Origin of the sequence: Ilumatobacter sp., from assembly GCF_041688325.1 — a bacterium.
In the GTDB taxonomy this organism is placed as follows: domain Bacteria; phylum Actinomycetota; class Acidimicrobiia; order Acidimicrobiales; family Ilumatobacteraceae; genus Ilumatobacter_A.
The window spans coordinates 1-24,412 of the sequence record NZ_JBDNIJ010000416.1; the positions used below are offsets into that span (position 1 = coordinate 1).

Annotated in this window: 22 protein-coding genes and 1 pseudogene; 9 read left to right on the forward strand and 14 right to left on the reverse strand. The window is 61.7% G+C overall.

The genetic code is table 11. The features are described from left to right. Positions 1–418: 418 nt before the first annotated feature. From ACH2EI_RS20400 to ACH2EI_RS20425, 6 genes are all read left to right on the forward strand, one after another. Complete coding sequence (locus ACH2EI_RS20400) at positions 419–1,813, forward strand: aminotransferase class III-fold pyridoxal phosphate-dependent enzyme (RefSeq protein WP_395161415.1); 1,395 nt, start codon at positions 419–421, stop codon at positions 1,811–1,813. 274 nt (positions 1,814–2,087) lie between these two features. After that, positions 2,088–3,209, forward strand: coding sequence for an ABC transporter substrate-binding protein (locus tag ACH2EI_RS20405; RefSeq protein ID WP_395161417.1), 1,122 nt, complete (start codon positions 2,088–2,090; stop codon positions 3,207–3,209). Positions 3,210–3,343: 134 nt separating this feature from the next. Beyond that, positions 3,344–4,141 carry an ABC transporter ATP-binding protein gene (locus ACH2EI_RS20410; protein ID WP_395161419.1) on the forward strand — a complete coding sequence of 266 codons (798 nt, stop codon included), beginning with the start codon at positions 3,344–3,346 and terminating at the stop codon, positions 4,139–4,141. A 2-nt stretch (positions 4,142–4,143) separates the two neighbouring features. After that, entirely contained in the window at positions 4,144–5,205 is a 1,062-nt protein-coding gene (locus ACH2EI_RS20415; RefSeq protein WP_395161421.1) for an ABC transporter permease, read from the forward strand. Between the two features lie 84 nt (positions 5,206–5,289). After that, positions 5,290–6,168, forward strand: coding sequence for a phosphate acyltransferase (locus tag ACH2EI_RS20420; protein WP_395154688.1), 879 nt, complete (start codon positions 5,290–5,292; stop codon positions 6,166–6,168). A 70-nt stretch (positions 6,169–6,238) separates the two neighbouring features. Then, on the forward strand, positions 6,239–6,829 hold the full coding sequence (locus ACH2EI_RS20425; RefSeq protein WP_395154687.1) for a TetR/AcrR family transcriptional regulator: 591 nt from the start codon (positions 6,239–6,241) through the stop codon (positions 6,827–6,829). Between the two features lie 32 nt (positions 6,830–6,861). Here the strand turns inward: ACH2EI_RS20425 and ACH2EI_RS20430 are convergent, their stop codons facing one another. Together ACH2EI_RS20430 and ACH2EI_RS20435 are read right to left on the reverse strand one after the other, a co-directional pair. Beyond that, positions 6,862–9,738 (reverse strand): FAD-binding and (Fe-S)-binding domain-containing protein, encoded by a 2,877-nt coding sequence (locus ACH2EI_RS20430; protein ID WP_395161423.1) that lies wholly within the window; start codon positions 9,736–9,738, stop codon positions 6,862–6,864. A gap of 54 nt (positions 9,739–9,792) precedes the next feature. Continuing rightward, entirely contained in the window at positions 9,793–10,128 is a 336-nt protein-coding gene (locus ACH2EI_RS20435; RefSeq protein ID WP_395154685.1) for a helix-turn-helix domain-containing protein, read from the reverse strand. A 184-nt stretch (positions 10,129–10,312) separates the two neighbouring features. Here ACH2EI_RS20435 and xsc point away from each other — a divergent pair, with 184 nt between their 5' ends. The 3 genes from xsc to ACH2EI_RS20450 all read left to right on the forward strand — a co-directional run bounded on the left by xsc (position 10,313) and on the right by ACH2EI_RS20450 (position 14,933). Then, the gene (gene xsc / locus ACH2EI_RS20440) at positions 10,313–12,091 is read left to right on the forward strand and encodes a sulfoacetaldehyde acetyltransferase (protein WP_395154684.1); all 1,779 of its coding nucleotides are present in this window, start codon (positions 10,313–10,315) and stop codon (positions 12,089–12,091) included. Between the two features lie 49 nt (positions 12,092–12,140). Further along, complete coding sequence (locus ACH2EI_RS20445) at positions 12,141–13,088, forward strand: AAA family ATPase (protein WP_395154683.1); 948 nt, start codon at positions 12,141–12,143, stop codon at positions 13,086–13,088. Between the two features lie 120 nt (positions 13,089–13,208). Beyond that, positions 13,209–14,933 carry a cobalt chelatase gene (locus ACH2EI_RS20450; RefSeq protein WP_395154682.1) on the forward strand — a complete coding sequence of 575 codons (1,725 nt, stop codon included), beginning with the start codon at positions 13,209–13,211 and terminating at the stop codon, positions 14,931–14,933. A gap of 9 nt (positions 14,934–14,942) precedes the next feature. On the opposite strand, the gene ACH2EI_RS20455 is transcribed toward ACH2EI_RS20450, so the two are convergent. The 12 genes and pseudogenes from ACH2EI_RS20455 to ACH2EI_RS20510 all read right to left on the reverse strand — a co-directional run bounded on the left by ACH2EI_RS20455 (position 14,943) and on the right by ACH2EI_RS20510 (position 24,330). Beyond that, on the reverse strand, positions 14,943–15,725 hold the full coding sequence (locus ACH2EI_RS20455) for an SDR family NAD(P)-dependent oxidoreductase (RefSeq protein WP_395161425.1): 783 nt from the start codon (positions 15,723–15,725) through the stop codon (positions 14,943–14,945). 159 nt (positions 15,726–15,884) lie between these two features. Continuing rightward, positions 15,885–16,310, reverse strand: coding sequence for an ATP synthase F1 subunit epsilon (atpC, locus tag ACH2EI_RS20460; protein WP_395155446.1), 426 nt, complete (start codon positions 16,308–16,310; stop codon positions 15,885–15,887). Between the two features lie 40 nt (positions 16,311–16,350). Next, positions 16,351–17,775 (reverse strand): F0F1 ATP synthase subunit beta, encoded by a 1,425-nt coding sequence (gene atpD, locus ACH2EI_RS20465; RefSeq protein WP_395155447.1) that lies wholly within the window; start codon positions 17,773–17,775, stop codon positions 16,351–16,353. Between the two features lie 185 nt (positions 17,776–17,960). Beyond that, positions 17,961–18,857 (reverse strand): annotated as a pseudogene (locus tag ACH2EI_RS20470) (F0F1 ATP synthase subunit gamma); the annotation flags it as partial. A 109-nt stretch (positions 18,858–18,966) separates the two neighbouring features. Beyond that, positions 18,967–20,562, reverse strand: a complete 1,596-nt coding sequence (gene atpA / locus ACH2EI_RS20475) for a F0F1 ATP synthase subunit alpha (RefSeq protein ID WP_395155448.1) — start codon at positions 20,560–20,562, stop codon at positions 18,967–18,969. 47 nt (positions 20,563–20,609) lie between these two features. Next, positions 20,610–21,146 (reverse strand): ATP synthase F1 subunit delta, encoded by a 537-nt coding sequence (atpH, locus tag ACH2EI_RS20480; RefSeq protein ID WP_395155449.1) that lies wholly within the window; start codon positions 21,144–21,146, stop codon positions 20,610–20,612. After that, the gene (locus tag ACH2EI_RS20485; RefSeq protein WP_395155450.1) at positions 21,143–21,721 is read right to left on the reverse strand and encodes a hypothetical protein; all 579 of its coding nucleotides are present in this window, start codon (positions 21,719–21,721) and stop codon (positions 21,143–21,145) included. Before ACH2EI_RS20485 ends, atpH begins: the two co-directional genes overlap by 4 nt. Continuing rightward, positions 21,718–22,347, reverse strand: coding sequence for a hypothetical protein (locus tag ACH2EI_RS20490; protein ID WP_395155451.1), 630 nt, complete (start codon positions 22,345–22,347; stop codon positions 21,718–21,720). Before ACH2EI_RS20490 ends, ACH2EI_RS20485 begins: the two co-directional genes overlap by 4 nt. A 52-nt stretch (positions 22,348–22,399) precedes the next feature. Then, positions 22,400–22,684 carry an ATP synthase F0 subunit C gene (atpE, locus tag ACH2EI_RS20495; protein ID WP_395155452.1) on the reverse strand — a complete coding sequence of 95 codons (285 nt, stop codon included), beginning with the start codon at positions 22,682–22,684 and terminating at the stop codon, positions 22,400–22,402. Positions 22,685–22,756: 72 nt separating this feature from the next. Beyond that, on the reverse strand, positions 22,757–23,536 hold the full coding sequence (gene atpB / locus ACH2EI_RS20500) for a F0F1 ATP synthase subunit A (RefSeq protein WP_395161427.1): 780 nt from the start codon (positions 23,534–23,536) through the stop codon (positions 22,757–22,759). Positions 23,537–23,581: 45 nt separating this feature from the next. Continuing rightward, complete coding sequence (locus ACH2EI_RS20505) at positions 23,582–24,046, reverse strand: ATP synthase subunit I (RefSeq protein ID WP_395155454.1); 465 nt, start codon at positions 24,044–24,046, stop codon at positions 23,582–23,584. Next, positions 24,043–24,330, reverse strand: a complete 288-nt coding sequence (locus ACH2EI_RS20510) for a hypothetical protein (RefSeq protein ID WP_395155455.1) — start codon at positions 24,328–24,330, stop codon at positions 24,043–24,045. The genes ACH2EI_RS20505 and ACH2EI_RS20510 overlap by 4 nt, the downstream gene beginning before the upstream one ends. Between the last annotated feature and the right edge of the window lie 82 nt (positions 24,331–24,412).

Here is a 24,412-nt window from a genome sequence, read left to right on the forward strand (position 1 = left end):
AGTGGTGAGAAGGAAAAAGGCCTCAATTGTATGAAAAATAGATTAAAGGCCTACATTCTATAAAAAGGAAAAAGGCTGAATTTTATGAAAAGAGTGTGCATTGCGCACTTTGGGAGTGGTGAGAAGAAAAGAGAGAGAGAGGGTGTGATTGTGTGGTGTGTGTGTCTGTTTATCTGTGGTTGATTAGATCAAATGCGTTGTGATGTACAGCGAGAGAGACAGGGAGAGGGAGAGAGAGAGAGAGAGAGAGAGAGAAAGAGAGAGGTCAACGGCAAGTCACGGTGTGGAAACAATCTCGAATGACACACGTGGTTAGATGCACTCACGTTGCTGTGAGAGCATCTAACATATCCGTGCTACCTTATGCCATGACATGCGGCACACCTGCCGTCATTAACCCGAGAGAAGGTGAATCCCCATGACCGACCAGCTCCTCCGCGATCACCAACACGATCAAAAAGCAGCCGCGCAGTCCCACTTGATGCCCCACTTCACCAAGGGCGCAGCCTGGCAAGCAGAGAGTTTGGCGGTCATCGACCGCGGCGAGGGCTGCTACGTGTGGGACACCGACGGCGTTGAGTACCTCGATGGGCTGGCCGGCCTCTTCTGTACCAACCTCGGCCACGGTCGCTCCGACCTGACCGCTGCGGCGATGAAGCAGATGGATCGCCTTGCCTTCTACCCCACGTGGGGCACGGCCACCCCGCCGGCGATCCAGGCCGCAACGATGATCGCCGACCGCTTCCCTGGCGACCTCGACGAAGTGTTCTTCGTCAGCTCGGGTTCCGAAGCAGTCGAGTCGGCGCTCAAGTTCGCCCGCTTGTACCACGTGTCCCAGGGCGACACTGAGCGATACAAGGTCATCTCCCGTAACTGGGCGTACCACGGCACCACCCTCGGCGCCCTCAGCGTCACGGGCATCCCGAAGTTCCGCAAGCACTTCGAGCCAATGATGTGGGACGGTGTCCGCCACGTCCGCAACACCTACGGCGACTCAGTTCCCGAGGGCACGCCGGCCAGCGAACTCGAGTCGGTCAAGGCGATCGAGGCGATGATCCTCGCCGAGGGGCCCGAGACCGTTGCAATGATCAGCGCCGAGCCCGTCCAGAACGGCCGTGGAGCCGTCGTGCCGCCCGTCGGGTACTGGCAAGAGGTCCGCAAGCTCGCCGACAAGTACGGCATCCTGCTCCACGCCGATGAGGTCATCAACGCCTTCGGACGCCTCGGCCACTGGACCGGTAGCGAACGCTTCGGTGTCGTCCCCGACATGATCACCTTTGCGAAGGGGGTCACCAGCGCCTACCTGCCGTTGGGTGGCGTCACGATTCGCAAGCCACTCGTCGAAGCCCTCTGGGAGTCCGAAATGGGCGTCTACATGCACGGCTCCACGTTCGGTGGGCACCCGGTCGCCACCGCAGTCGCCTGCGCGAATATGCAGGCGATGACCGATGAAGACATCAACGGTCACGTTCTTGCCCACGAAGACGGGTTCCGAGCCCGCCTCGACAGCGTGATGGCCGCTCACGACTGCGTCAAAGAAGTTCGCGGCATGGGCTACTTCTACGCCATCGAACTGATGGCCAGCCGTGCGAAGGGTCGCGAACTCGACGAGGCTCAGGTGGCTGCCCTCCAGGGTGGGTTGCTCGGCAAGTTTGTCCGCCAAGCACGCGTGTTGATCCGCCCCGACGACCGCGGCGCCACGATGCTCACCATCTCGCCGCCACTTGTCGCCGACAACACCGTCCTCGACGATCTCGTCGAGCGGGTCAGCAACGCACTCACCATGACCGACAAATACCTCACAAGTCACTGACGAACACACCTGCGACCACGACCCCAATCGGGTCGCCTACGGTGGCCGCTGCCACATGAACTGTCCCACCCATCCGGCTGGGACACACCGCCCGACCGACATCGTCGGCAGGGCACATAACGGGAAAGGGGATGCGAGAACAGAGCCCCCGGTGCAGGTCATTGCCCCGGCGTCGAATTCCCGCAGCAGTTGTGAACACAGTTGAACCTCTCCTCTCTCGAACATACCCACCCACATAAGTCCGTATAAGTCCATAGTAAGTAGGGAGAAATTCATGAAGCGAGTCATTGCAATTACTGCAACAGCGGGTCTGCTCTTCGCAGCCTGCGGCGGGAGCGACGACGCCGGGAGCGACATCGAAAAAGTAGTCGCCGATACCGAGGCCCCAGCCGACACCCAAGCGTCAGCCGAAGCACCCGCCGAAGCTCCGGCCGAAGACGCAGCGCCCGCTGATGGCCTGTCGGTCGACACAATCAACGTGGCCTACTTCGAGCAATGGCCGACACCGAACCTGATCGGCTTCGACGACGACTCGTTCGACGCTGCGGTCGGCGCGACGATCAACTGGGTCCCGTTTGGTGGAGGCGGTGAAATGTCTGAAGCCATGGAGGCTGGCGACATCGACATCTCCTATAGCCAGGGCCTCACCCCATTCGCTAACACAGTGAACAACGGTGCCGACCTGAAAGTCGTCGGCATCGCCGTGGCCTACGCCGAAGCCGACAACTGCGCTGCGCAGGGCAGCCTCGGCGTCACGCGCGACAACGCTGCCGAGGTACTCAACGGCGCCACGGTCATGACCCCTTCGGGCAACGTCACCAACTTCAAGATGCTGTCGATGATGGACTTCCTCGGCGTCGACATTTCCTCGCTGAACATCCTCCCGACCGACGGTGGAGCTACCACGCTCGCTGCGTTCGAGAGCGGCGAGATCGATGTCGGCTGCTCGTTCGGCGGTTCGCTCGTGTCGATGCTCGAGAGCGGCGGTGAGCTGATTATGACCGGCGCTGAGCAGGTCTCCGACATTGGCATCAACACCTACGACATCGTCTCAATCCCGGCGTCGTTCGGTGCAGATCACGCCGATGCAGTGGTCGCCTTCTTGAAGGCAACCGAGCAGTTCAACGAGGCGTGGGCGTCAGATCCAGAAGGCAACAACGGCGCGATTGCCAATGCATCCGGTATGGAAGACGTCGGAAACTTCCTGGCCGGCCCGGTCTGGTTCTCCTTCCCGACGCTCGAAGAGCAGCTTGGCCCCGACTGGCTGGGTGGCACGGTCGCCAAGAACATGACCGAGCAGATCCAGACATTCGTCGACCTGGGCCAGATCGACTCGTCGATCGGCGACTTCAGCGGTTCCGTCGACACGAGCTACCTCGAAGCCGCAACGAGCTAAATCGCTTCGGTTCACACGGAACACACAATGATGCACGGGGTGGTGTCGGGCTCTTCGGCCAGGCTCCGCCCCGTTTGCATTTTCTACACCGGACAACCAGCAATACTCTGAGCACCGATCGCCATGGGGGCATCATGAAAGCACTGTCTGTGTCGAACGTCGGCATGATCTACGACATTCCGGGCGGCGAGTCCGTCGAGGCACTCAAAGACGTGTCCTTCGACCTGGAAGCCGGTCGCCTCCTCACCCTGCTCGGCCCTTCGGGTTGCGGCAAGACCACCCTGCTCAACATCGTGGCCGGTTTTCTCGCCCCGACAACAGGCACCGTCCTGATGGAGGGCGAGCAAATCACCAAGCCTGGCCGCGACCGCGGCATGGTCTTCCAACAGGGTGCGCTGTTCGAATGGTTATCGGTCGCCGACAACATCTCGTTCGGCCCGCGCATGAACAAGAAAAGGAAGTCCGAGTACGCACCTCGCGTCGAAGAGTTGCTTGAGATCGTCGGCCTTGGGGGCTTCGCCGACAAGCAGGTCTACGAGCTGTCCGGCGGCATGCAACAGCGGGTTGCACTGGCCCGCTGCCTTGCGAACGACCCCGACATGATCCTCATGGACGAGCCCCTCGGCGCCCTCGACGCGCTGACCCGCGAAAAGATGCAGGGCCTCATCCTCAATATCTGGAAAGAGACTGGCAAGACAATCATCCTCGTCACTCACTCGGTCGAAGAGGCCTTGTACCTGGGTGACCGACTGTTCGTGATGGCACCTCGACCCGGGCGCATCCAACGCGACTACACACTTCCGTTCGCCGAGCAGGGCCTCACTGCTGACGCCCGTGAGCTGAAGTTGTCACCTGAATTTGCTGAGAAGAAGGAAGAGATCTTGAACATGATTTGGGAGATGGAAGAGCAAATCATGGGAACGGGAGCATGACCATGGCTGGATCCAAAGGCGGCTTGGTCGGCTTGTTCAAACGGCGCGGCTCCCAGAACGACCGCAAGACGGTCACGTTCGGCGACGCCTCTGCGGTGCGCAGCCTCCCGATGTACAGCCTGCTCGCGCTGTTGGGCTTGGTATTTTTTTGGTACCTGGCAACCCAGCCATTCGGATTTCCCGACGACTTCAAAGCGACCGTCGACGAGACGTTCCAGGTCGCTGCCGACGATGCCGAAGTGCGAAACCAGGAGCGCATCGATAGCGGCAACCCCAACCTGATCGAGATTCCGTTCCTCGACCCGACACAGCGCGACTACCTCGCAGCGTGCGCTCAGGCCCCCGATGACCAGTGCAGCAGTTCGGACTACAGCCAATTTCTGAGCCCGAGCAAGTTCCCCTCCCCCGGTGATACGTGGGTCGCGTTCAACCGGCTCCGCACACGCGGATTCCAGAACGAGACACTGGCAGGCCATGCCGGCATCAGCCTGTGGCGCGTCATCCGCGGGATGTTCTGGGGCACGCTCATCGGTGTACCGATCGGTTTCGCGATGGGCTTGTCGAGTCGCCTGCGCGGACTCTTCGACACACCCGTCGAGCTGTTCCGACCAATTCCCCCGCTCGCCCTCCTCCCGCTCTTCATCGTCTGGTTTGGCATCGGTGACGGCACTGCAGTGAGGTTGCTGATCTTCGCGTCGGTCTGGATCATGATCATCGCCGCTCGCGCTGGAGCGCGAACGGTCAAGCTGTCCAAAGTGCGCGCCGCCTACTCACTCGGCGCGTCGAAGTCGCAAGTTCTCCGACGAGTCATCCTGCCCAATGCACTCCCGGAATTGTTCACCGGCGTCCGCGTGGCGCTCGGTGTGAGTTGGGGCACCCTGGTCGCAGCCGAACTCGTCGGCGCCAGCAGTGGCCTGGGTTCCATGATCTTCACGGCTCGCAACAACCTGCGCCTTGACGTCGTCGTGGTCGGCGTCATCGTCATCGCCGTCATCGGCGTGCTGATGGACCTCATCATGCGTTTCGCCGAATCAAAACTCATCCCCTGGCGCGGCAAGGGCTGATCTCCACGTGACAGCGATGAGTTCCCAACCGGTTCATTCGGTACGCGGCTCATCGCTGTTGTGTTTTTCGGGACAGGACTGCTCATGACACTCATCGACCGCTGGTACGGACAGGCTCGGGCCGACCGGAAGCGGATCGTGCTCGCCGACGCTGGCGACCACCGCGCTCACGAAGCAGCCGCGCGGCTGAATGCCGACGGTCTCGCCGACGCCATCGTGATCGAGCACGCGGCCGACCACATCGACGAGGCGATTCGAGATGCTGCTGCACCGCTCGGTGAGCAGGTCGACCTGACCGACCCGCTGCACGTTGCCGCGCTCATGGTGAAGACGGGCAAGGCCGACGGATGCGTCGCCGGAGCGAGTCGACCGACTGCTGATGTGATCCGTGCCGGGCTCCGCATCCTCGGCGTCGAGCGCGGTGCGGGCACGGTCAGTAGCTGTTTCTTCTTCGTCCTCCCTGACGGCACGCCACTCGTCTACGGCGACTGCGGAGTCATCCCCGAACCAGATGCCCAACAGTTGGCCTGGATCGCCATCTCCAGCGCCCGAACGTTCGCGCAGCTCGCAGGCATCGATCCCGTCGTGGCAATGCTGTCGTTTTCGACCAAGGGCAGCGCCGCTCACCCGCGAGTCGACAAAGTTCGAACTGCAACAGCACTGGCTCAACAGCTCGCACCCGACCTTGCCATCGACGGCGAGCTGCAGTTCGACACGGCATGGGTACCAGCGATCGCAGCGAAGAAGGCGCCCGACTCCCCCGTGGCTGGGCATGTAAACACGTTTATCTTTCCCGACCTCGACGCCGGCAACATTGCCTACAAGATTACCGAACGCCTTGGCGGTGCCCAGGCCTTCGGGCCACTGCTGCAAGGGCTCGACGGCGTCCTCCATGACCTGTCACGAGGCTGCAGTGTCGACGACATCGTCAATGTCGCCGTGATCTCGAGCCTCCAAGCGTGACCCGACTCACGCTTGTTCAATCCCTCTAAGTGGAGAGCCTCACGCAATTGTTATAGGTTCTAACCTGATCATGACTTCTGCTTCCACAACCGAACGCACTCCCCTCGACCACGACACGGTGGTCGATGCTGCGGCGCAGTTGGCTGACATTCACGGTCTCGACGAAGTGACGCTCACATCGGTCGCCAAACAACTCGGGGTCCGTCAACCAGCGCTCTACCGCCACGTCGAGAGCTACCAGGACCTCATCCGTTCACTGAGCTTGCGCGGTCGCAAGCTCCTTGCTGACTCGATGGCAGCAGCCGCCATCGGCGTCGCTGGTGATGACGCCGTGGCGGCAGTCGGCCATGCCTGGCGCCGCGTGGCCTCTGAGCGCCCCGGCCTGTACGCCGCCACGGATCGATATCCCTGCACCGGCGACGACGAACTTCAGGCTGCGGTCAACCGCATTGTCGAGGTGATTGCGATGTCGCTCACAAGTTTCGACCTCGACCCCGAGAATCGCGTCCACGCCGCCCGCACGCTGCGGTCAGCGTTTCACGGTTTCTCCCACATCGAACTGTGCGACGGCCACCCGCACAAGCTCGACATCGACGACACGTTCGATCACATGCTCCAACTGCTCTGCGCGGGAATTCGCCACCAGCAACGCGTTTCCTGACGTTTTACAGCTGACGTTCTACAGTTGACGTTCTACAGTGCGGCGGCGAGCACCTGAATCGGATGGGTCAGCGTGTGGCCGAACCGCTTCGCCTGACTCCGGCACGAGTAACCGCTGGCGCATCGGTACACCGGATCCCCAGATTCCAGCTTCGGTCGCCAGCCCATGTTGAAGAGGGCGGTCGACATCTCTTGGCTCTCGGCTTCATGCCCGAAGACGCCCGCCATTCCGCAGCACGTCGTTGCTTCGATCTGCACGTCGAAGCCCGCTGCTTCGAGCATGGAGCGGTAGACATCCATCCGCTCCGGGGCAAGGCTGACTTCGGTGCAGTGACCGAACAGTTGCACAGGCCCCTCGTTGCTACGCCCGGCCGCGGCCGGCAACGCCGCAAGCCGAGGCGCCAGAAACTCGGCCAGCGACGTCGTCGCGCCACTCGGGAACGACGCGTCGATTGAGGCGTACTCGTGCGCACCCAGCAGCGCTACTGCCGGTTCGATGATCACGAGTGGCACGTTGTGACGTGCCAGCCGTTCGATCAGCTCGCGCTGCCGTGCAGTCGCCTGAGCGAATCTTCGGCGCCTGCCTTTGACGTGATCGAACTTGCCCGACGGCAGGAAAGGAGCAAGTGCGGGCCGCTCCCCAACCGCTCGAAGCACATGGATCGTTGCGTCAAGCACGTCGGAATCGATATACGCCGTGAACACATCAGGCAGCACGATGACCGTGGCATCGCCAACACCGTCTACACCGTCTACACCGTCTACACCGTCTACACCGTCTACACCGTCTACACCGTCGACGACCCGTACATCGAGAGCGGCTAGCCGCTTGCGCAAAGAGCCTGTCGGGATACGAGGCAGATCAACGATGCCCAGCGCCTTCTCGAAGATCGGCATGGTCAGTCGTTGCAGTGGACCAACCACGCGGGCAACGGCCTGCAACCTCGGCAACAGTGACTCGAATCGACTCAACAGTCCGTCTCGGACTCGCAACCGCCGGCTGCCCTCCGGGTGACGTTCAAGAAAGCGCGACTTCATTTCCGGAATGTCGACCTGGACCGGGCAGCGCCCCGTGCATGCTCCGCACGACAGGCATTGGCGCATCGAGTCGGCGACATCGTCGGCCAGGTCACCGTCATCGGGGTTCGCGAGCCAGCCGCGCAGCAGATCTGCCCGGCCCTTCGGCGAGAGCCGCGGATCCAACGTCACCTTGTACGACGGACACATCACTTCGGCCTCGCCCCAGTGATGGCAAATGCCGTTCCCGTTGCAGCCGAAAGCGCTGTCGAACTCCTGTCGATCAGCGACCGGAACGGACCGGTCGCTGTGGACTCGCAGCGGCACTTCGTCGATCTTCTTGATCGGTGGCGCACCTTCCAATGGTGCGTAGAGCTTTCCCGGATTCAAGATGTTGCGTGGATCGAACGCCGTCTTGACCTGCCGCATCCGCCAGACGGTGTCGTCATCGAGGTCGAGGTATTCGCCACGGAAGCCACGGCCGTGCTCACCCCACAGCACCCCGCCGAAGCTCGCGACAAGCGCATGCACCTCGTCGGAGATCGTTCGCAGCAGCCGCTCGTGCGACTCGTCGTAGAGGTCGAGTGCGGGTCGGACGTGGATGCACCCGACATCGGCATGACCAAACATGCCGTAGCTCAAGCCGTGCGAGTCGAGCAGCCTGCGATAACCAGCAACGAACTCTTCAAGGCGGTGCGGCGGCACCGCACAGTCTTCGACAAACGCGACCGAACGCCTGCCCTCGACAGCCTGACCGAGCAAACCAACAGCGTCGGCACGGACCTTCCAGACCGCCGCAATGTCAGCGGCGTCAGACGTGGTCGCCACCGCAGTCGAACCCGATACCGCGGCGAGTAGATCCTGTAGTTCATCGATGCCGTCACGGCCGTCGAACTCCATGAGCAACAGAGACCCCGACGCGTCGAAGGACGCCCCCAGCAGGGACGCCAACTTGGGGAACGCCGGTGATGCCGTCGCCAACGAGATAGTCCGCCCGTCGAGGCACTCGATGGCGATCGGTGCGGTCACCTTCAACCGGTTCGCATCGCGGACGGCGTCCTCGAAACGTGGATAGGCGATCACCACAAGATGCGGTTGTCGAGTGAGTGGTTCGAGGTGCACGGTGATCTGACCAAGCAGCGCCAGCGTGCCTTCCGAGCCGGTGAGGATCTTTGTGAAGTCGACGCCCGGCCCGGCAGTCGCCTCGGCAAGGTTGTACCCCGAGAACCCGCGCGGCACGTCGGGGAAGGCTTCGGGATTCAGGCCCGTCGTCGCCTCGAGGACCAGACGATGCAGGTCGCCGAGACGACCGGTCCGTTGCACCAAGCGGTCAACCGCGGCGTTGGTGACCCTGCCAACACTCCAAGGTGTGCCGTCGGCCAACACCGCTTCGAGACCGAGTACATGCTTGTTCGTACGGCCGTAGACGAGCGAACCCTTGCCGGCGGCATCGGTCGAAACCATGCCGCCGATGGTTGCTCGCGAGCCCGTCGAAACGTGCGGAGCAAAGAACAAGCCGTGCGGCTTGAGTGCAGCATTGAGTTGACCGAGCACGACGCCCGGCTGCACCACTGCGACTTGCGCGTCGGGATCGATCGAGATGATCCGGTTCATGACGCGCCGCGTGTCAACGACCAAACCGTTGGTGAGTGACTGCCCGTTGGTGCCCGTGCCCCCACCGCGTGCGACCAGGGCGAACGGTGTCTCAAGCTCGTGGTTGACCCTGGCAATCGCTGCAAGGTCGTCGATCGACGTCGGAACGACGACGCCGACCGGCCGCAGTTGATACACAGAGTTGTCGGTCCCGTAGACGACGCGAGCGGCGGCATCGTGCTCGACGCTCCCGCGGAAGCCAGCCGACCTCAGTGGCATCTCCAGGCCTGCAACGTTCATCAGCGCCATGCTCTCACAGGGCCATCGGCGAGCACAGCGGCTGCGATGGCGAATTCAGTCGGGAACGCGACGTCGAACAGCATCACCGAATTGGATGGCGCTGGGCCCCAACCGATAGCGGTTGCGACTGGCGTTCTGTTCGAGGTATCCCCGAGCGACCAGCGCCCTGACCACCCGGTGGGCGGTGCTCGGGCTCAGTCCACAGAGACGAGCGATCTCGTTGACACCCCGCTCAGGGACATCGAGGAAACACTCGATGATGTCGAGGGTCCGTGAAATTGCTTGGGTTCCCGAACGCTGCATGCTCCGCGCCAATAGCGAGTTCGCCATGACGGGCGCGCCGTCTGCCACTCCCACATCGGGCCCGCGTTGAGCGTTAACGAAACTCACTCTCACAGTGAAGCCGATGACACTCGACTGTCTGACGTCGGCAAGCCACCGGCGACTTTGACATTTGTCACATCAGGGCTGCGCGAGACTGGTGCACACGAGAACGTCGAACCACGGCAACCAAGGAAGACAGTCTCACGAAATTGTTATAGTCTCTAATTTCCACCAGACCCCGGAGAACGCCATGACTCGTATGACCCCCAGTGAAGCCTTCGTCGAAACGATGGTTGCCAATGGTGTGACCACCACGTTCGGCATCATGGGCTCAGCGTTTATGGATGCCATGGACATTTTCGCCCCCGCCGGCATCCGCCTCATACCCGTCGTGCATGAGCAGGGTGCCGCGCACATGGCTGACGGCTACGCACGCGTCTCCGGCAAGCACGGAGTCGTGATCGGGCAGAACGGCCCCGGCATCTCCAACTGCGTCACCGCAATCGCCGCAGCATTCTGGGCTCACTCGCCCGTCGTGATCGTCACGCCGGAGACCGGCACGATGGGCATCGGCCTCGGAGGTTTCCAGGAAGCCAACCAGCTCCCGATGTTCCAAGAGTTCACCAAGTACCAGGGCCACATCAACAACGAGCACCGCATGGCCGAAATCACGGCTCGCTGCTTCGATCGTGCGCAGTCCGAAATGGGCCCCACACAGCTCAACATCCCGCGTGACCGCTTCTACGGCGACATCGACGTCGAGATCCCTGAGCCGATGGTGCTCGACCGTGGCGCTGGAGGCGAGAAATCGCTGGACGAAGCAGCTGAACTCCTCGCCAACGCCAAGTTCCCGGTGCTGCTCTCTGGCGGCGGCGTGGTCCAGGGCAACGCAATGGCCGAGTGCATCGCACTCGCCGAGCGGCTCGGGTGCCCCGTCGTCAACAGTTACCTGCACAACGACTCGTTCCCGAAGAGCCACCCCCAGTGGTGCGGCCCGCTCGGCTACCAGGGCTCGAAAGCATCGATGAAGCTTATTGCCCAGGCCGACGTCGTCGTCGCGCTCGGCTCTCGCCTCGGCCCGTTCGGCACCCTCCCGCAGCACGGCATGGACTACTGGCCAGCCGACGCCAAGATCATCCAGGTCGATGCTGATCACAAGATGCTCGGCCTCGTGAAGAAGATCTCCGTTGGCATCCATGGCGATGCCGGTGCAGCGGCCACGGCGCTCGTCCGCCGCCTCGACGGCAAGGTCCTTGCCTGCGACGCCACGCGCGACGAGCGGGCGGCAACGATGAAGGCCGAGCAAGACGCTTGGGAGACCGAACTCGACGAATGGACCCACGAGAAAGACGACTTCAGCCTCGACATGATTGCCGAGGCCGACGCCGAACGTGCCGAAGACGGCTCGAACTGGCTGCACCCCCGCCAAGTGCTCCGCGAACTCGAGAAGGCCATGCCGGCTCGCGCAATGGTGTCGACTGACATCGGCAACATCAACTCGGTTGCCAACAGCTACCTGCGCTTCGACGAGCCCCGCTCGTTCTTCGCGCCGATGAGCTTCGGAAACTGCGGCTATGCATTGCCGACCATCATCGGCGCCAAGGCCGCGGCCCCTGACCGCCCCGCAATCGCCTACGCAGGTGACGGCGCCTGGGCGATGTCCATGAGCGAGCTGATGACCGCAACCCGTCACAACATTCCGGTCACCGCCGTCGTCTTCCACAACCGCCAGTGGGGCGCCGAGAAGAAGAACCAGGTCGACTTCTACGGTCGTCGGTTCGTCGCCGGCGAACTCGAAGGTGGCGAAAACTACAGCCTCATCGCGCAGGCCATGGGAGCCGAAGCAGTCCGCATCGACAACATCGACAACGTCGGTCAAGCACTCACCGACGCGATCAAGGCGCAAATGGAAGAAGGCAAGACCACCGTCATCGAGATCATGTGCACCAAGGAACTCGGCGACCCGTTCCGCAAGGACGCCCTCTCCACCCCCGTACGCCACCTCGACAAGTACAAGGACTACGTCTGAGTTCCAGTTGGGGTCAGACCCCAACTGAAACTTCCGTACGATCAGCGTCATGATCGAGCAGCCGACTGAGCCCATCGACATCCTTGCGACGTTCGGGTTCTCGACCGACCTGAAGGTCTTTGCGTTCGCCGAGCGGAACGAACACGTCCCCGAGATCGATCCTGCCTACCGTTTCGACCCGGACGTCACGTTGGCGATACTCGCGGGCTTCGCACAAGATCGACGCGTCCTGGTGCAAGGCGCGCACGGCACCGGCAAGACCACGCACATCGAGCAGGTTGCCGCACGGCTCAACTGGCCAACGGTTCGCGTCAACCTCGACGGCCACATCACACGTATGGACCTCATTGGCCGTGACGCCATTGTGATCCGCGACGGCCATCAGATCACCGAGTTCCAGGAGGGCATCCTTCCGTGGTCGCTGCAACGCCCCACCGCGTTGGTCTTCGATGAGTTCGATGCGGGCCGTCCGGATGTCATGTTCGTCATCCAGCGGGTCCTCGAGCGCGATGGCAAGCTGACCCTGCTCGACCAGAACCGCGTGCTCACGCCGCACCCGAGCTTCCGCCTCTTCGCCACAGCAAACACCGTCGGTCTCGGCAACCTCAACGGCTTGTACGCCGGCACGCAGGTGCTCAACCAAGCGCAGGTCGATCGCTGGAACATCGTCACCCGCCTCGACTATCTCCCTGCCGTGGACGAGGTCGCCATGGTCCTGGGCCAAGTTCCTGCCATCGCCGCCCGTGGCGATGCAAACGAACTCGTCGCAGCAATGGTTGCCACCGCCGAATTAACTCGGAACGGTTTTATCGCCGGCGACATCTCGACGGTCATGTCACCACGAACCATCGTGTCCTGGGCCGAGAATCTCCACATCTTCGGCGATGTCGCCAGGGCATTCCGGCTGTCGTTCCTCAACAAGTGTGACGACTCCGAAGTGTCAATCGTGGCCGAGTACTACCAGCGAGCCTTCGGCACCGACCTTGACCTCGGCTGATGCGAATTCAACATGCCCGGCTCTCCCCCTCTCTACGCCAAAGTTTTCATGAGCTTGTTGCAGTCAGTGACTGCAACAAGCTCATGAAAACTTTGGCGTGGCTTGTCTGATGAGCGGCTGATGACCCCTGACGTGGAACGGCGGGCGCACGAACGGCACGGGTCAGCAGCGCTTCGGGCGGTGTCCGGGCGACCAACTGCTGAGCTTCGCGGGCACCGACTGCGTGTCGACGGTCGCGTCGTGTCGATGGCCTCGCCGTACCTGACGCTCGACACGAACACCGCAGATCAGGAACCCGACGCGGCCCGCTCACGCGGCATTGCTGACGCGCTCGGGCTTCTGCTTCGCAACAGCGACATCGATCTCCACCTCGAACTCGGCCCGAGTCATGTGTTGGAGCGGATCGTGTTCGACATGCTCGAACAACTTCGCTGCGACGCCCTCGTCCCAACTGCCCTGTGCGGTGTTCGCTTAAACATCGACGCGGCCTTCGACGCATGGAGCCTCGACGCACGGGCGAGCCGCGTCGCGGAGAATCGCGTGGCGATGCTCGTCTTCACCACGACATACATGGCGCGCGCCCGGTTAATGGCTCAGACACTCCCCGAAGACGTCGACGAACTGATCGAATCGACTCGGGGACATCTCGGTCCAATCATCGGGCACGCACTGCGCGTGCTCCCTCGATACGTCAGCGATCAACGAGCCTTTGCTGAGCCCGCGCGAGAAATCGCCCGCTTGGTCAGCGACGTCGCCGGCGATGCTGGCGAGAAGAGAACCAACGGTGCGAAGGCCGTCTCACGGCACCGCCTCCTCGTCCCCGCCAACTGGGACACCGGCGATGCCGACACAACAGAGATTGACGGTGCTGCATTCCCAAATTTTGCCGCGGCGTCCGGTGACCAGGCGGCGTTGTTCGACACCATCGGCGACTACTCGGTGTTCACCCGCGAATACGACACCAACGTCAATGGCGCCGCGCTCTTCCGTCTGGAGAAACTTCGGCGTCTCCGCGTCGAACTCGACGCGATGGAGCGCGCCCAAGCAATCAGTGCGCCACAACTTGCTCAACGCCTCCTCGCCTTGTTCAGCGCGGTCGAAGAAGACGACTGGCAGTTCGGCACGGACGACGGTGTGCTCGATGGGCGGCGGCTCGGCCAACTCGTTGCGAATCCGGCCAATCATGAGTTGTTCAAGCGCCGCCGCGTGCAACGCACGAGCAACACGGCTGTCTCGTTCCTCATCGACAACTCGGGCTCAATGAAACGTCAGCGATTCCGCGCCGTCGCCGTGCTTGTCGATACGTTCAGCCGGGCCCTCGACCTTGCCGGCATCGCCAACGAAGTACTCGGCTTCACGACAGGGGCATGGTCAGGCGGCCGACCGCTCGCCCGTTGGAAGGCCGCTGGCGAGCCCGCCCTACCCGGCAGGATGAACGAAGCGATGCATATCGTCTATAAGGACGCCGCCACCGGCTGGCGGCGTTCGCGGTCATCGCTTGCTGCATTGAGCGATCCACAACACTTCCGCGAGGGGCTCGACGGAGAGGCGCTTGCATGGGCCCACGGTCGGCTGGTGTCGCGGCCGGAGCCCCGCAAGATTCTCGTGATGATCTCGGATGGTTCTCCGACCGATGCGGCGACGTCGAACGTCAACCGGCCCGGGTTTCTCGACGATCACCTCGCCGCTGTCGCCGATCGAATCGAACGGTGGAGCCCGGTTGAGCTGGGAGCAATCGGCATCGACCTCGACATGACGCCCTACATTCGGAATTCGATCGACGTCGACCTCACCGGCACGCTCACGCTGCAGCACTACCGGGTGCTGGAGCACCTCTTCGGCTAGACGATCAACTCAGGTGCGGATCTTGGAGGCAAGCGCGCTGAGGCGGCGCGTCACCGATCGCGGGACGACGCCGCTGGTTGCCACGAGACCCCTGTACAACGCCCCGGGAACGATGATCGCTCGGTTCTTGGCCACGCCATCGAGGCCTGCCGATGCCACTGACTGGACCGACGTCCACGCAAAGTGAGGGAAGGTTGCTTCGTACTCGCTGGTGTTGCTGCGCGCCTGGAACTCGGTTTTTGTCAAGCCAGGGCACAGCGCGCTGACGTGCACCCCTGTTCCCCGCATTTCCTCGTGGAGCGCTTCGGTCAGACTCGTCACGTATGCCTTCGTTGCCGCGTAAACCGCCAAACCTGGGGCTGGCTGGAAGCTGGCCACGCTCGATACGTTGAGGAGATAGCCACTCCCCCGCTCGCGCATTGCAGCCAGTGCAGCATTGCTGATCTTGGTGAGTGCTGTGACGTTCAGGTCGATCTCGTCACCGAGGCGATCCGGGTCGAGATCGGCGAATTGTCCACTCGTACCGAACCCGGCGTTATTGACCACCAGGTCGATCTGGTGCTCGGAGCTTCCGACAGCACTCACGACCGCATTGACGCCAACTCCTGTCCCAAGGTCGGCCTCTATCACGCTGAAACCGTCAAAGCGATCAGCGATTTCTTGCAGGCGGTCGGCACGGCGTGCCACCAGTACCGTCGGAACACCAGCTTCACCCAACTGCTTCGCCATTTCGGCACCGATGCCGGACGAGGCTCCTGTCACGAGAGCTGATGCAAAGGGAAAGCGGCGCATGAGCGAACCGTACCCACGCCAGACAACGTCGAGCGCCGTATCCGTCCGAGTCGCGCGCTTGGCCGGTCGCGAGACCTGGGCGAAAACGACAAAGTGCGAGATCCGAGACACCACGTACGGCGCTAGGAACTCACACTTTGTGCAGAGCTATGTCTGGAATCAGGCGGTGAAGCCAGTCCCGGTTGCCGTGAGTCGTGCCTGGGCACGTGCCTTTCCGGCAACGGCGTTCGCAATGGCTGCGTCGACCGATTCGGCCTTCAGAGTCTGCTGGTGACGTTCGAGTGCTTCCTTGGCACGAGCAATGTCGATGTCTTCAGACATCTCGGCTGTGTCAGACAGGATGGACACCTTGGTCGGGTTGCCGCTGACTTCGACGAAGCCACGGTGGATCGCAAGGTCAATGACCTTGCCGTCAGTCTGAAAAACCCGCGTGTGGTTCTCGACGAGCACACCGAGGAACGCCGCGTGGCCTGCCTGGAATGCGATCTCGCCGCCACCTGCCGTCCGGGTGATGACCATGTCAGCCTCACCCGAGTAGAGAACCTTCTCGGGCGACACGACTTCGACTTTCAGCGCCTCGGCCACTACCAGGCTCCTTTTACGGGTTGCGTCGTCATGATTCGCCTCAGCTTTCGGCCAGCAGCTTGGCCTTGGCCTGCACCTGGTCGATGTTGCCGACGTTGAGGAATGCCTGCTCGGGCAGATCGTCGAGCCCACCGTCGATGATGGCTTCGAAGGACTCGACCGTTTCGGCGACCGGCACGTATTCACCGTCGAGGCCGGTGAAGACCTTGGCGACGAAGAACGGCTGCGACAGGAAACGCTCGACCTTACGGGCACGAGACACCGTGAGGCGATCCTCTTCGGACAGTTCGTCCAAACCGAGGATGGCGATGATGTCCTGCAACTCTTTGTACCGCTGCAGGGTTTCCTGCACACGGCGAGCAACGCCGTAGTGGTGGGCGCCAACGACCTCGGGGCTGAGGATTGTTGACGTTGAAGCCAACGGATCCACTGCCGGATAGATGCCGAGCGAGGCAACCGTGCGGCTGAGCTCGGTGGTGGCATCGAGGTGCGTGAAGGTCGTGAACGGTGCCGGGTCGGTGTAATCGTCCGCCGGGACATAAACGGCCTGCAGCGAGGTGATCGAGCGGCCCTTCGTCGAAGTGATGCGTTCCTGAAGCTGACCCATCTCGTCAGCAAGGGTGGGCTGGTAGCCCACTGCTGACGGCATACGTCCGAGCAGCGTCGATACTTCGGAACCTGCCTGCACGAAGCGGAAGATGTTGTCGACGAACAGGAGAACGTCCTGACCGGCGACGTCACGGAAGTACTCCGCCATTGTCAGGGCCGACAGGGCGACACGGAGGCGCACGCCCGGCGGCTCATCCATCTGACCGAAGACCAAAGCGGCCTTCTCATACACGCCGGACTCCATCATCTCCAGGCGGAGGTCGGTTCCTTCACGTGTCCGCTCGCCCACACCGGCAAACACAGACACACCACCGTGCTGCGACGCAACACGGTTGATCATCTCGGTGATGAGCACGGTCTTGCCGACGCCAGCACCGCCGAACAGGCCAATTTTTCCGCCTGCGACGTATGGCGTGAGAAGGTCGACGACCTTGATGCCCGTTTCGAACATACGAGCAGACGGCTCGAGTGAATCGAAGGTCGGTGCCGGACGGTGGATATCCCACCGTTCCATCTCGTCGAGGCCCTCTGGCTGCGTGTCGAGCGCTTCGCCCCACACGTTCCAGACGTTGCCGAGGACGCCATCGCCAACCGGAACCTGGATCCCGTGACCGGTATTGCGCACGGCAGTGCCGCGAACGAGGCCGTCGGTCGGCTTCATGCAAATCGCACGGACGCGGCTGTTGCCGAGCTGCTGGGCGACTTCGGCGAGCACGATTGTGGACTCACCTTCGAGCTCGATGGTGAACTCGATGGCCGAGTTCAGCTCGGGCAGTGCGCCACGGGGAAACTCGACGTCGATGACGGGGCCAGCGATGGCGACGACCCGGCCGTCTTGCAGTTCATTCTCTGTCATGGTCATGACTTGGTATCTCCTGGTGTGTGGTCTTCGTCGTCATGATCGTCATCGTCAACAGAGTCGACGGGACGCTCGATCGTTGCGGTTGCGGTTGCGGGAAAAGCGGCCGGTGCAGATGGTGCACCGACATGGGCGCCGAAGAAATCGTCGCCCATGTCGACGTAGCGGCCCATGTTGTCGCCGTCGTCGAGTGCCGCTGCGCCACCGACGATCTCCATGATCTCGGAGGTGATGGATGCCTGGCGGGCACGGTTCATCACGATGCTGAGGCTCTTGATGAGGTCCTCGGCGTTGTCGGTCGCGGACTTCATTGCCCGCTGACGGAAGGCGTGCTCGGAAGCAGCAGCATTCAGCAGTGCGGCGTAAATACGAGCTTCCACATAGCGCGGGAGTAACGTGTCGAGGATCTCCGTGGGGTCCGGCTCAAACTCGTAGGAGCCACCAGATCCGTCGGTGCTGCCGGCCTTGCCGTCGCCACCGGCAACTGTGGCCGCACTGAGCGGAACGAGGGGCCGCAAGACGACTTCCTGGCTGCCAGCGGTGATGAAACGGGTATAGACGAGCTCGACCTTGTCGACCTTGCCTGAGACGAACAGATCAACGACATATTCGCCAATGCGACGCGCATCTTCGTAGGTCGGCTGATCGCTGAACCCCATAAAGGACTGGCTCAGCTGATAATCACGGAAGCGGAAGTAGCCCTCGGCCTTCTTGCCGACAGGAACGATCGTGTACTCCTTGCCGGACAGAACGTCGGCCTTGACTTCACCTTCGGTCGCACGCTGCACGCCGGCGTTGTAGCCGCCGCACAGACCACGGTCAGCGGTGATCGCCACGTAACAGGTCGTCTTGATTTCGTCGCGACCTGCGAGCATCGGGGAGTCGAAAGACGCGCCTGCCGCTGCAAGGTCTTTGACCACTTCAGTGATCTGTTCCGAGTAGGGCACCGCTGCCTGCACTCGTTGCTGGGCCTTGACAATGCGCGACCCAGCGATCAGTTCCATGGCGCGTGTGATTTTCTTCGTTGACTGCATCGCCTTGACGCGTCCACGCAGAATGCGTTCGGTACCACCTGCCATTACGAATTCCTCCAGCTCAGACCACGCGGCGCGACAGCGTTCTCGCCGTCGAAGACAGCCTCAGCGGCGCCTCGTGCGTGGATCGAAAGGGTCATCAGGACTGTTCCACTCACTCAGTTGCGAGGGTCTTGTTAGACGCGGCGTCGCCCATCTCATCGGCGTCAACCGAAGTGGGGTCGGTCGGGTTGCCGGCTGCATCGAGGCCCGAGACGAACTGCGCCTTGAACGTCTCGACAGCGCCAGCGAGGGAGTCAGGAATCTTCTCCGTCTTCAGTTCGTCCATCATGCCAGCATGGTTGGACCGCATGAAGTCGAGCAGTTCGGTTTCGAAGCGAGCGACGTCGGAGACCGGGAGGTTGTCGAGGTAACCCTTTGTTCCAGCGAAGAGCGAGACGACCTGGTTTTCGACCGGCATCGGGCTGTTGAGCGGTTGCTTGAGCAGCTCGACGAGTCGGTAGCCACGCTCAAGCTGCGCCTTGGAAATAGCGTCAAGCTCTGAACCGAATGTGGCGAAAGCTTCAAGCTCACGGAACTGTGCGAGGTCGAGCTTCAACGTGCCAGCGACGCCCTTCATCGCCTTGGTCTGAGCGGCAGAGCCGACTCGTGACACGGAAATGCCCACGTCGACTGCCGGACGAACACCCGACTTGAAGAGGTTGTCCTGCAAGAAGACCTGACCGTCGGTGATCGAGATCACGTTGGTTGGGATGAAGGCAGACACGTCGCCGGCCTTGGTCTCGATGATCGGCAACGCTGTGAGCGAACCTGCACCATTCTCGTCAGACAGCTTGGCGCTGCGCTCGAGGAGACGCGAGTGCAAGTAAAAGACGTCGCCCGGGTACGCCTCGCGGCCCGGCGGGCGGCGGAGCAACAGCGAGATCTGACGATAAGCGTCGGCCTGCTTGGAGAGGTCGTCGTACACGATGAGTGCGTGCTCGCCGTTGTCCATCCAGTGCTGGCCGATTGCGCAGCCGGCATAGGGAGCGAGGTACTTGAACGGCGCCGGGTCGCCCGCAGGTGCGGTGACAACAACGGTGTACTCGAGGGCACCGGCCTGGCGCAGCGTGTCGACAGTCTGAGCGACAGTCGAGCCCTTCTGGCCGATGGCGACATAAATGCACTTCACGCCCAGACCCTTTTGGTTCAGGATCGTGTCGATTGCAATGGCGGTCTTGCCAGTCTTACGGTCACCGATGATCAGCTCTCGCTGGCCACGGCCGATCGGCGTCATAGCGTCGATCGACTTAATGCCGGTCTGGAGCGGCTCGTGAACCGGCTTGCGGCCGAGGATTCCAGGTGCCTGGATCTCCATGCGACGCTGTTCGACACCGGTGAGTTCACCGTGGCCGTCGACGGGCTCACCGAGCGCGTTGACAACTCGGCCAATCATGCCATCACCAACGGGCATCGAAAGAATTCGACCCGTCGCTTTGACTGTCTGGCCTTCTTCGATCTTGTCGACGTTGCCCAGGACAACGGCGCCGATGGCGTCTTCGTCGAGGTTCAGCGCGAGGCCCATCGATCCGTCTTCGAACTCAAGGAGTTCGTTCACGGCGGCATCCGGGAGACCGGAGACGCGAGCAATGCCGTCACCGACTTCGGCGACGCGACCCACGGTGCGGGCTTCGAGCGAGGGCACGAAGCCATCGAGGTTTTTCTTGAGTGCCGACGCGATGTCGGCAGCAGAGATGGTGAGTTCAGCCATTTTCATTGTCCCTTACGGTGGGTCACTTTGGTTCCGGTGGTCCAGGCCTAACGGCCTGAGAGCCGGCTCTTCAGCTGGTCGATGCGAGTACGAACGGTGTCATCGATGACAGTGTCACCGATCGTTGCCACGACGCCGCCAAGTACGGAGGCGTCGACGACGGTCTTGAGCGAGATGCTCTTGCCGGTGGCGTTTTCGAGTGCGGCTTTCAGGCGAGCCTGCTGATCGTCGGAGAGAGCAACTGCGGTGCGCACTTCGGCGACGCTGAGGTCCTGAGAACCTGCAGCACGCTGCACGAGCTGATCGACAATGGCAGGAAGGTCTCGGCCACGGCCTGAACCAACGACCATCGACACCAACTGCGTGGTGGTGCCGGTTGCCTTGCCGCCAAGCAGATCTTCCACGATGGCCTGACGCTTTTCAGCGGGGACCCGATCGTCGGTGAGTGCGTTACGCAACTCTTCGCTGGACTCGTAGGAGCGAGCGAAACGGAACAACTCGTCTTCGACCTCGTCGAGGGTTCCCTCGGCGCGGGCAATCTCAAAGAGTGCTCGGGCATAGCCCTGAATGCGTGCGTCGCTCATGATGCTGCTCCTGTGCTGCTGCCAACGCGTGCGATGAAGCTTTCGATCAGATCTTGGTGCGCGGCATCGTCGAGCGAGCCGTTGACGACACTGTCGATGGCGCGTGACGAGTACCGAGCGATTTCCGCACGGAGTTCATCTCCACTCCGGCCTGCAGCTGAGACAAGCTCGGCTGCAGCGCGGGTTTCGAGGTCGGCCATTTCAGCATCGATGCGAACCCGGCCATCGGCCAGGAGCGCTTCGGCCTGCGTGTCGGCGTCGGCGTAGAGGCGGCTGCGCTCTGCATCGATGTCACCCTTGGCGGCACGGATGTTGCTGGCCTCGGCCTCGGCTGCCGACGCTGCTGCAGCAGAATCGTCGAGATCCTTCTGGATGCCGGCCGTACGATCCGACATGCTCTTCTTGACAATCGGGCCGGCAAACTTGAAAATCAGGCTGAAGACGATGATCGACGCAAGCGAACCGATGATCATCTCGCCAAGGGGCGGCAAGATCGGGTGCAACGAAGTTGAACCGGCCCCGTCGTTCGGAACGTTCTCGGCGGCGATCAGCGAGATGGTAGAGAGGATGCTCATGCGTTCACGCCCATCGAGTTATTCACGGCTTCGGAGACGACGGCTGCACTCGGTGCCTTACCAGTGGCGAGTTCGCCAGCATGTGCGGCAACGGAAGCAACTGCTGCAGCGACCTGTGAGCTGGCGGCCGCACGGGCGGCATCTACTTCGGTGGTCGCAACTGCACGCTTTTCAGCGATACGAGCGTTGACGGCAGTGAGCTTTTCATTGCGCTCACCCTCGAGGGTGGAACGAGCGGCTTCGACTCGGCCCTGCGCGTCGGAGCGAACCGATGCGACCTGAGCTTCGTACTCAGCGACTTCGGCGCGGGCCGAAGCAGTGAGTGTTTCTGCCTTCTCGAAGTCACCACGAATGCTCTCGTAGCGAGCAGTCATGCCGGCCCGAACCTTCGGGAACAGCACGTAGCGCAGCACGACGGCCAGCACCACGAACGACCCGAAACCCCAGATCAGTTCTTTGACCTCGGGCATGATCGGGATGAGTTCGGGGCAACCGGTCGACGTGGTGTCGCTCGTCGAGAAAATAGGATTCCCCTCGAGGTCGGTGCGCTCACAAGATTCGGCCGTCACCAGGTTGACCTGGGGATGACCACTCGAGTGCGAAGTTGTGACGAGTGCTTTCAGCACGTCGACTCCTTGCGTTGAATGATGGACTCGGACTTACTTCTCGGGAGTTCGCTTAAGCGAACTTGACGAGAATGAAGACCACGAAGCCGATGAGGGCGAGGGCTTCGGTGAAGGCGATGCCGAGGAACATGGTCGTACGGACCATGCCGGCTGCCTCAGGCTGACGGGCCATGGCCTCGACGGACTTGCCGACGAGGTAGCCGATGCCAATGCCTGGACCGATGGCTGCGAGACCATACGCCAAACCGGCGTTTGTCGCCGCGGCGATGTTCTTTGCGTCCGGGTCGAATGAACCGGCTGCTTCCTCGGCTGCGACGAGTGCGCTGAATGCTTCCATGATGTGTTTTCTCCTGTGTGCTTTCTGAGATGAGTGGGAGATCTAAAGATCAGTGACGAGATGAGCCGAGGCTCAGTGCTCCTCACCATGCCCGACGGTCGAGTTGTTGAAGTAGACGGCAGCCAGAATCGTGAAAATGTACGCCTGAAGGAAGGCGACGAGGATCTCGAAGCCGGTCAGGAAGATCAACATGAAGAACGGCAAGATGCTGGTCGGAACGAGGAGCAACTGAGAAGTCTCGGCCGTGACAAGCGCCTCAGTCAGCAGACCAAACGTGACCAGCAGGATATGGCCGGCCATCATGTTCGCCATCAAACGGACAGTGAGGCTGAATGGCGTTACGAAGATCGTTGAGACGAACTCGATGCCACCGACAAGCGGCTTGAGCCACGTCGGAACCCCTGCAGGCCAGAGCAGACCGGTGAAGTAGCCCAAACCCTGGTGCTTAATGCCAGTGCCGATGAACAGCACCCAGACCAGCAGCGACAACGCCAACGGGATGGCCATACGGGCTGTGGCTGGCATCTGCAGGATCGGGATCACACCGGGAATGTTGCAGAGGAAGATGAAGATGAAGAGGCTGAGCAGGAACGGCGTCCAGCCGAGGCCCGACTTGCCGAGCGTCTGCATCACGATGCCCTCTTCGATGAACTCAACGGTCGTCTCAGCGAGGTTGCGGGCACCCGTCGGCGCCTTCTTCGCATCCGCTCGTGAAGCAAGCAGGAAAAGGCCCATGCCGATCAGCGCAGAAGCGACGGCGATGAGCGCAACCTTGTTGAAGGACGGGAAGATGTCCTGCCAACGGAGAATTTCATTGATTGGGGGGAAGACGAGGCCACGTTCAGCGAGCACGTTGAATTTCCGTTTCAGTCGTGGGATTCAGCGGGGGATGCTAGGTCAGTTTGTTGCATTGCGGTCGATTTGCGGGACATCTGTTTTCAGACCCGGTTGCGACAGCGACAGTGCGACGTACTTCATCTCCCAGAAGAGGAGACCAAGATGAGTCACGATGATGGCCGATCCGAGCGCCGGAAGTGAAATCCAACCGGCGCCTTTCACGAACCAGACGGCCAAAAAGATCAGGCCGAGGCGGATCAGATATCCGAAGAGCGTTGCGCCCATCATTAATCCGATCGAGATTTTTGCCGCACCGGCGATGAGCGCAGCGGCGAGAGCGAAGTTGAGGAGCACGATGGCGATGGCATATGCGCTTGACCATGCGCCGTCGGCACCCCAGATGACAGCAGCAATGGCAATGAGCACGGGAGCAACCAACAGGCCACGCCGAATAATGTCTTTCGAGAGCGCGACCTCGGGAGCCGGGCCTTCGAAGCGAAGGGTGATTACGTCAGCGGTCGTCATGCTGCATGCTCCGCACCGTCGCGTTGAGCGGGGGCATGCTTGCCGAGGCGCTGCGCCTCGAGCTCGTTCATCCGGTCTTCGTAGCGGTACTTGAACTTGAGAAAGAGACCCACAGAGCCGAGCAGCGTCATCAGGATCATGAAGACCGGCATCGTCCCGGCAATCTGATCGAGGCCGTAGCCAGCCCCGAGGAACAAGACGAGCATGAAGACAGCGTCCATGCCATGGCCCATGGCGTCTTGGGTGTCGACACGTTTGGTCGTCTTGAGAGGGAAGAGCTTCATGGGTGCGAGACGTTCGAGGCGGGGCGCTTGGTCTGGTGTGGAACCAGTGTGGTTCGACCAACCGCGACCTGAGCTTGTGAAT

Excerpts from the sequence above, each read along its gene's own strand:
- ACH2EI_RS20445 (WP_395154683.1), top strand. The coding sequence starts at position 12,141 with ATGATCGAGCAGCCGACTGAGCCCATCGACATCCTTGCGACGTTCGGG.
- ACH2EI_RS20410 (WP_395161419.1), top strand. The coding sequence starts at position 3,344 with ATGAAAGCACTGTCTGTGTCGAACGTCGGCATGATCTACGACATTCCG.
- ACH2EI_RS20510 (WP_395155455.1), bottom strand. The coding sequence starts at position 24,330 with ATGAAGCTCTTCCCTCTCAAGACGACCAAACGTGTCGACACCCAAGAC.
- atpA (WP_395155448.1), bottom strand. The coding sequence starts at position 20,562 with ATGGCTGAACTCACCATCTCTGCTGCCGACATCGCGTCGGCACTCAAG.
- ACH2EI_RS20400 (WP_395161415.1), top strand. The coding sequence starts at position 419 with ATGACCGACCAGCTCCTCCGCGATCACCAACACGATCAAAAAGCAGCC.
- xsc (WP_395154684.1), top strand. The coding sequence starts at position 10,313 with ATGACTCGTATGACCCCCAGTGAAGCCTTCGTCGAAACGATGGTTGCC.
- atpH (WP_395155449.1), bottom strand. The coding sequence starts at position 21,146 with ATGAGCGACGCACGCATTCAGGGCTATGCCCGAGCACTCTTTGAGATT.
- ACH2EI_RS20415 (WP_395161421.1), top strand. The coding sequence starts at position 4,144 with ATGGCTGGATCCAAAGGCGGCTTGGTCGGCTTGTTCAAACGGCGCGGC.
- atpD (WP_395155447.1), bottom strand. The coding sequence starts at position 17,775 with ATGACAGAGAATGAACTGCAAGACGGCCGGGTCGTCGCCATCGCTGGC.
- ACH2EI_RS20420 (WP_395154688.1), top strand. The coding sequence starts at position 5,290 with ATGACACTCATCGACCGCTGGTACGGACAGGCTCGGGCCGACCGGAAG.
- ACH2EI_RS20405 (WP_395161417.1), top strand. The coding sequence starts at position 2,088 with ATGAAGCGAGTCATTGCAATTACTGCAACAGCGGGTCTGCTCTTCGCA.
- ACH2EI_RS20425 (WP_395154687.1), top strand. The coding sequence starts at position 6,239 with ATGACTTCTGCTTCCACAACCGAACGCACTCCCCTCGACCACGACACG.
- ACH2EI_RS20505 (WP_395155454.1), bottom strand. The coding sequence starts at position 24,046 with ATGACGACCGCTGACGTAATCACCCTTCGCTTCGAAGGCCCGGCTCCC.
- ACH2EI_RS20450 (WP_395154682.1), top strand. The coding sequence starts at position 13,209 with ATGACCCCTGACGTGGAACGGCGGGCGCACGAACGGCACGGGTCAGCA.
- ACH2EI_RS20455 (WP_395161425.1), bottom strand. The coding sequence starts at position 15,725 with ATGCGCCGCTTTCCCTTTGCATCAGCTCTCGTGACAGGAGCCTCGTCC.
- ACH2EI_RS20485 (WP_395155450.1), bottom strand. The coding sequence starts at position 21,721 with ATGAGCATCCTCTCTACCATCTCGCTGATCGCCGCCGAGAACGTTCCG.
- atpE (WP_395155452.1), bottom strand. The coding sequence starts at position 22,684 with ATGGAAGCATTCAGCGCACTCGTCGCAGCCGAGGAAGCAGCCGGTTCA.
- ACH2EI_RS20430 (WP_395161423.1), bottom strand. The coding sequence starts at position 9,738 with ATGAACGTTGCAGGCCTGGAGATGCCACTGAGGTCGGCTGGCTTCCGC.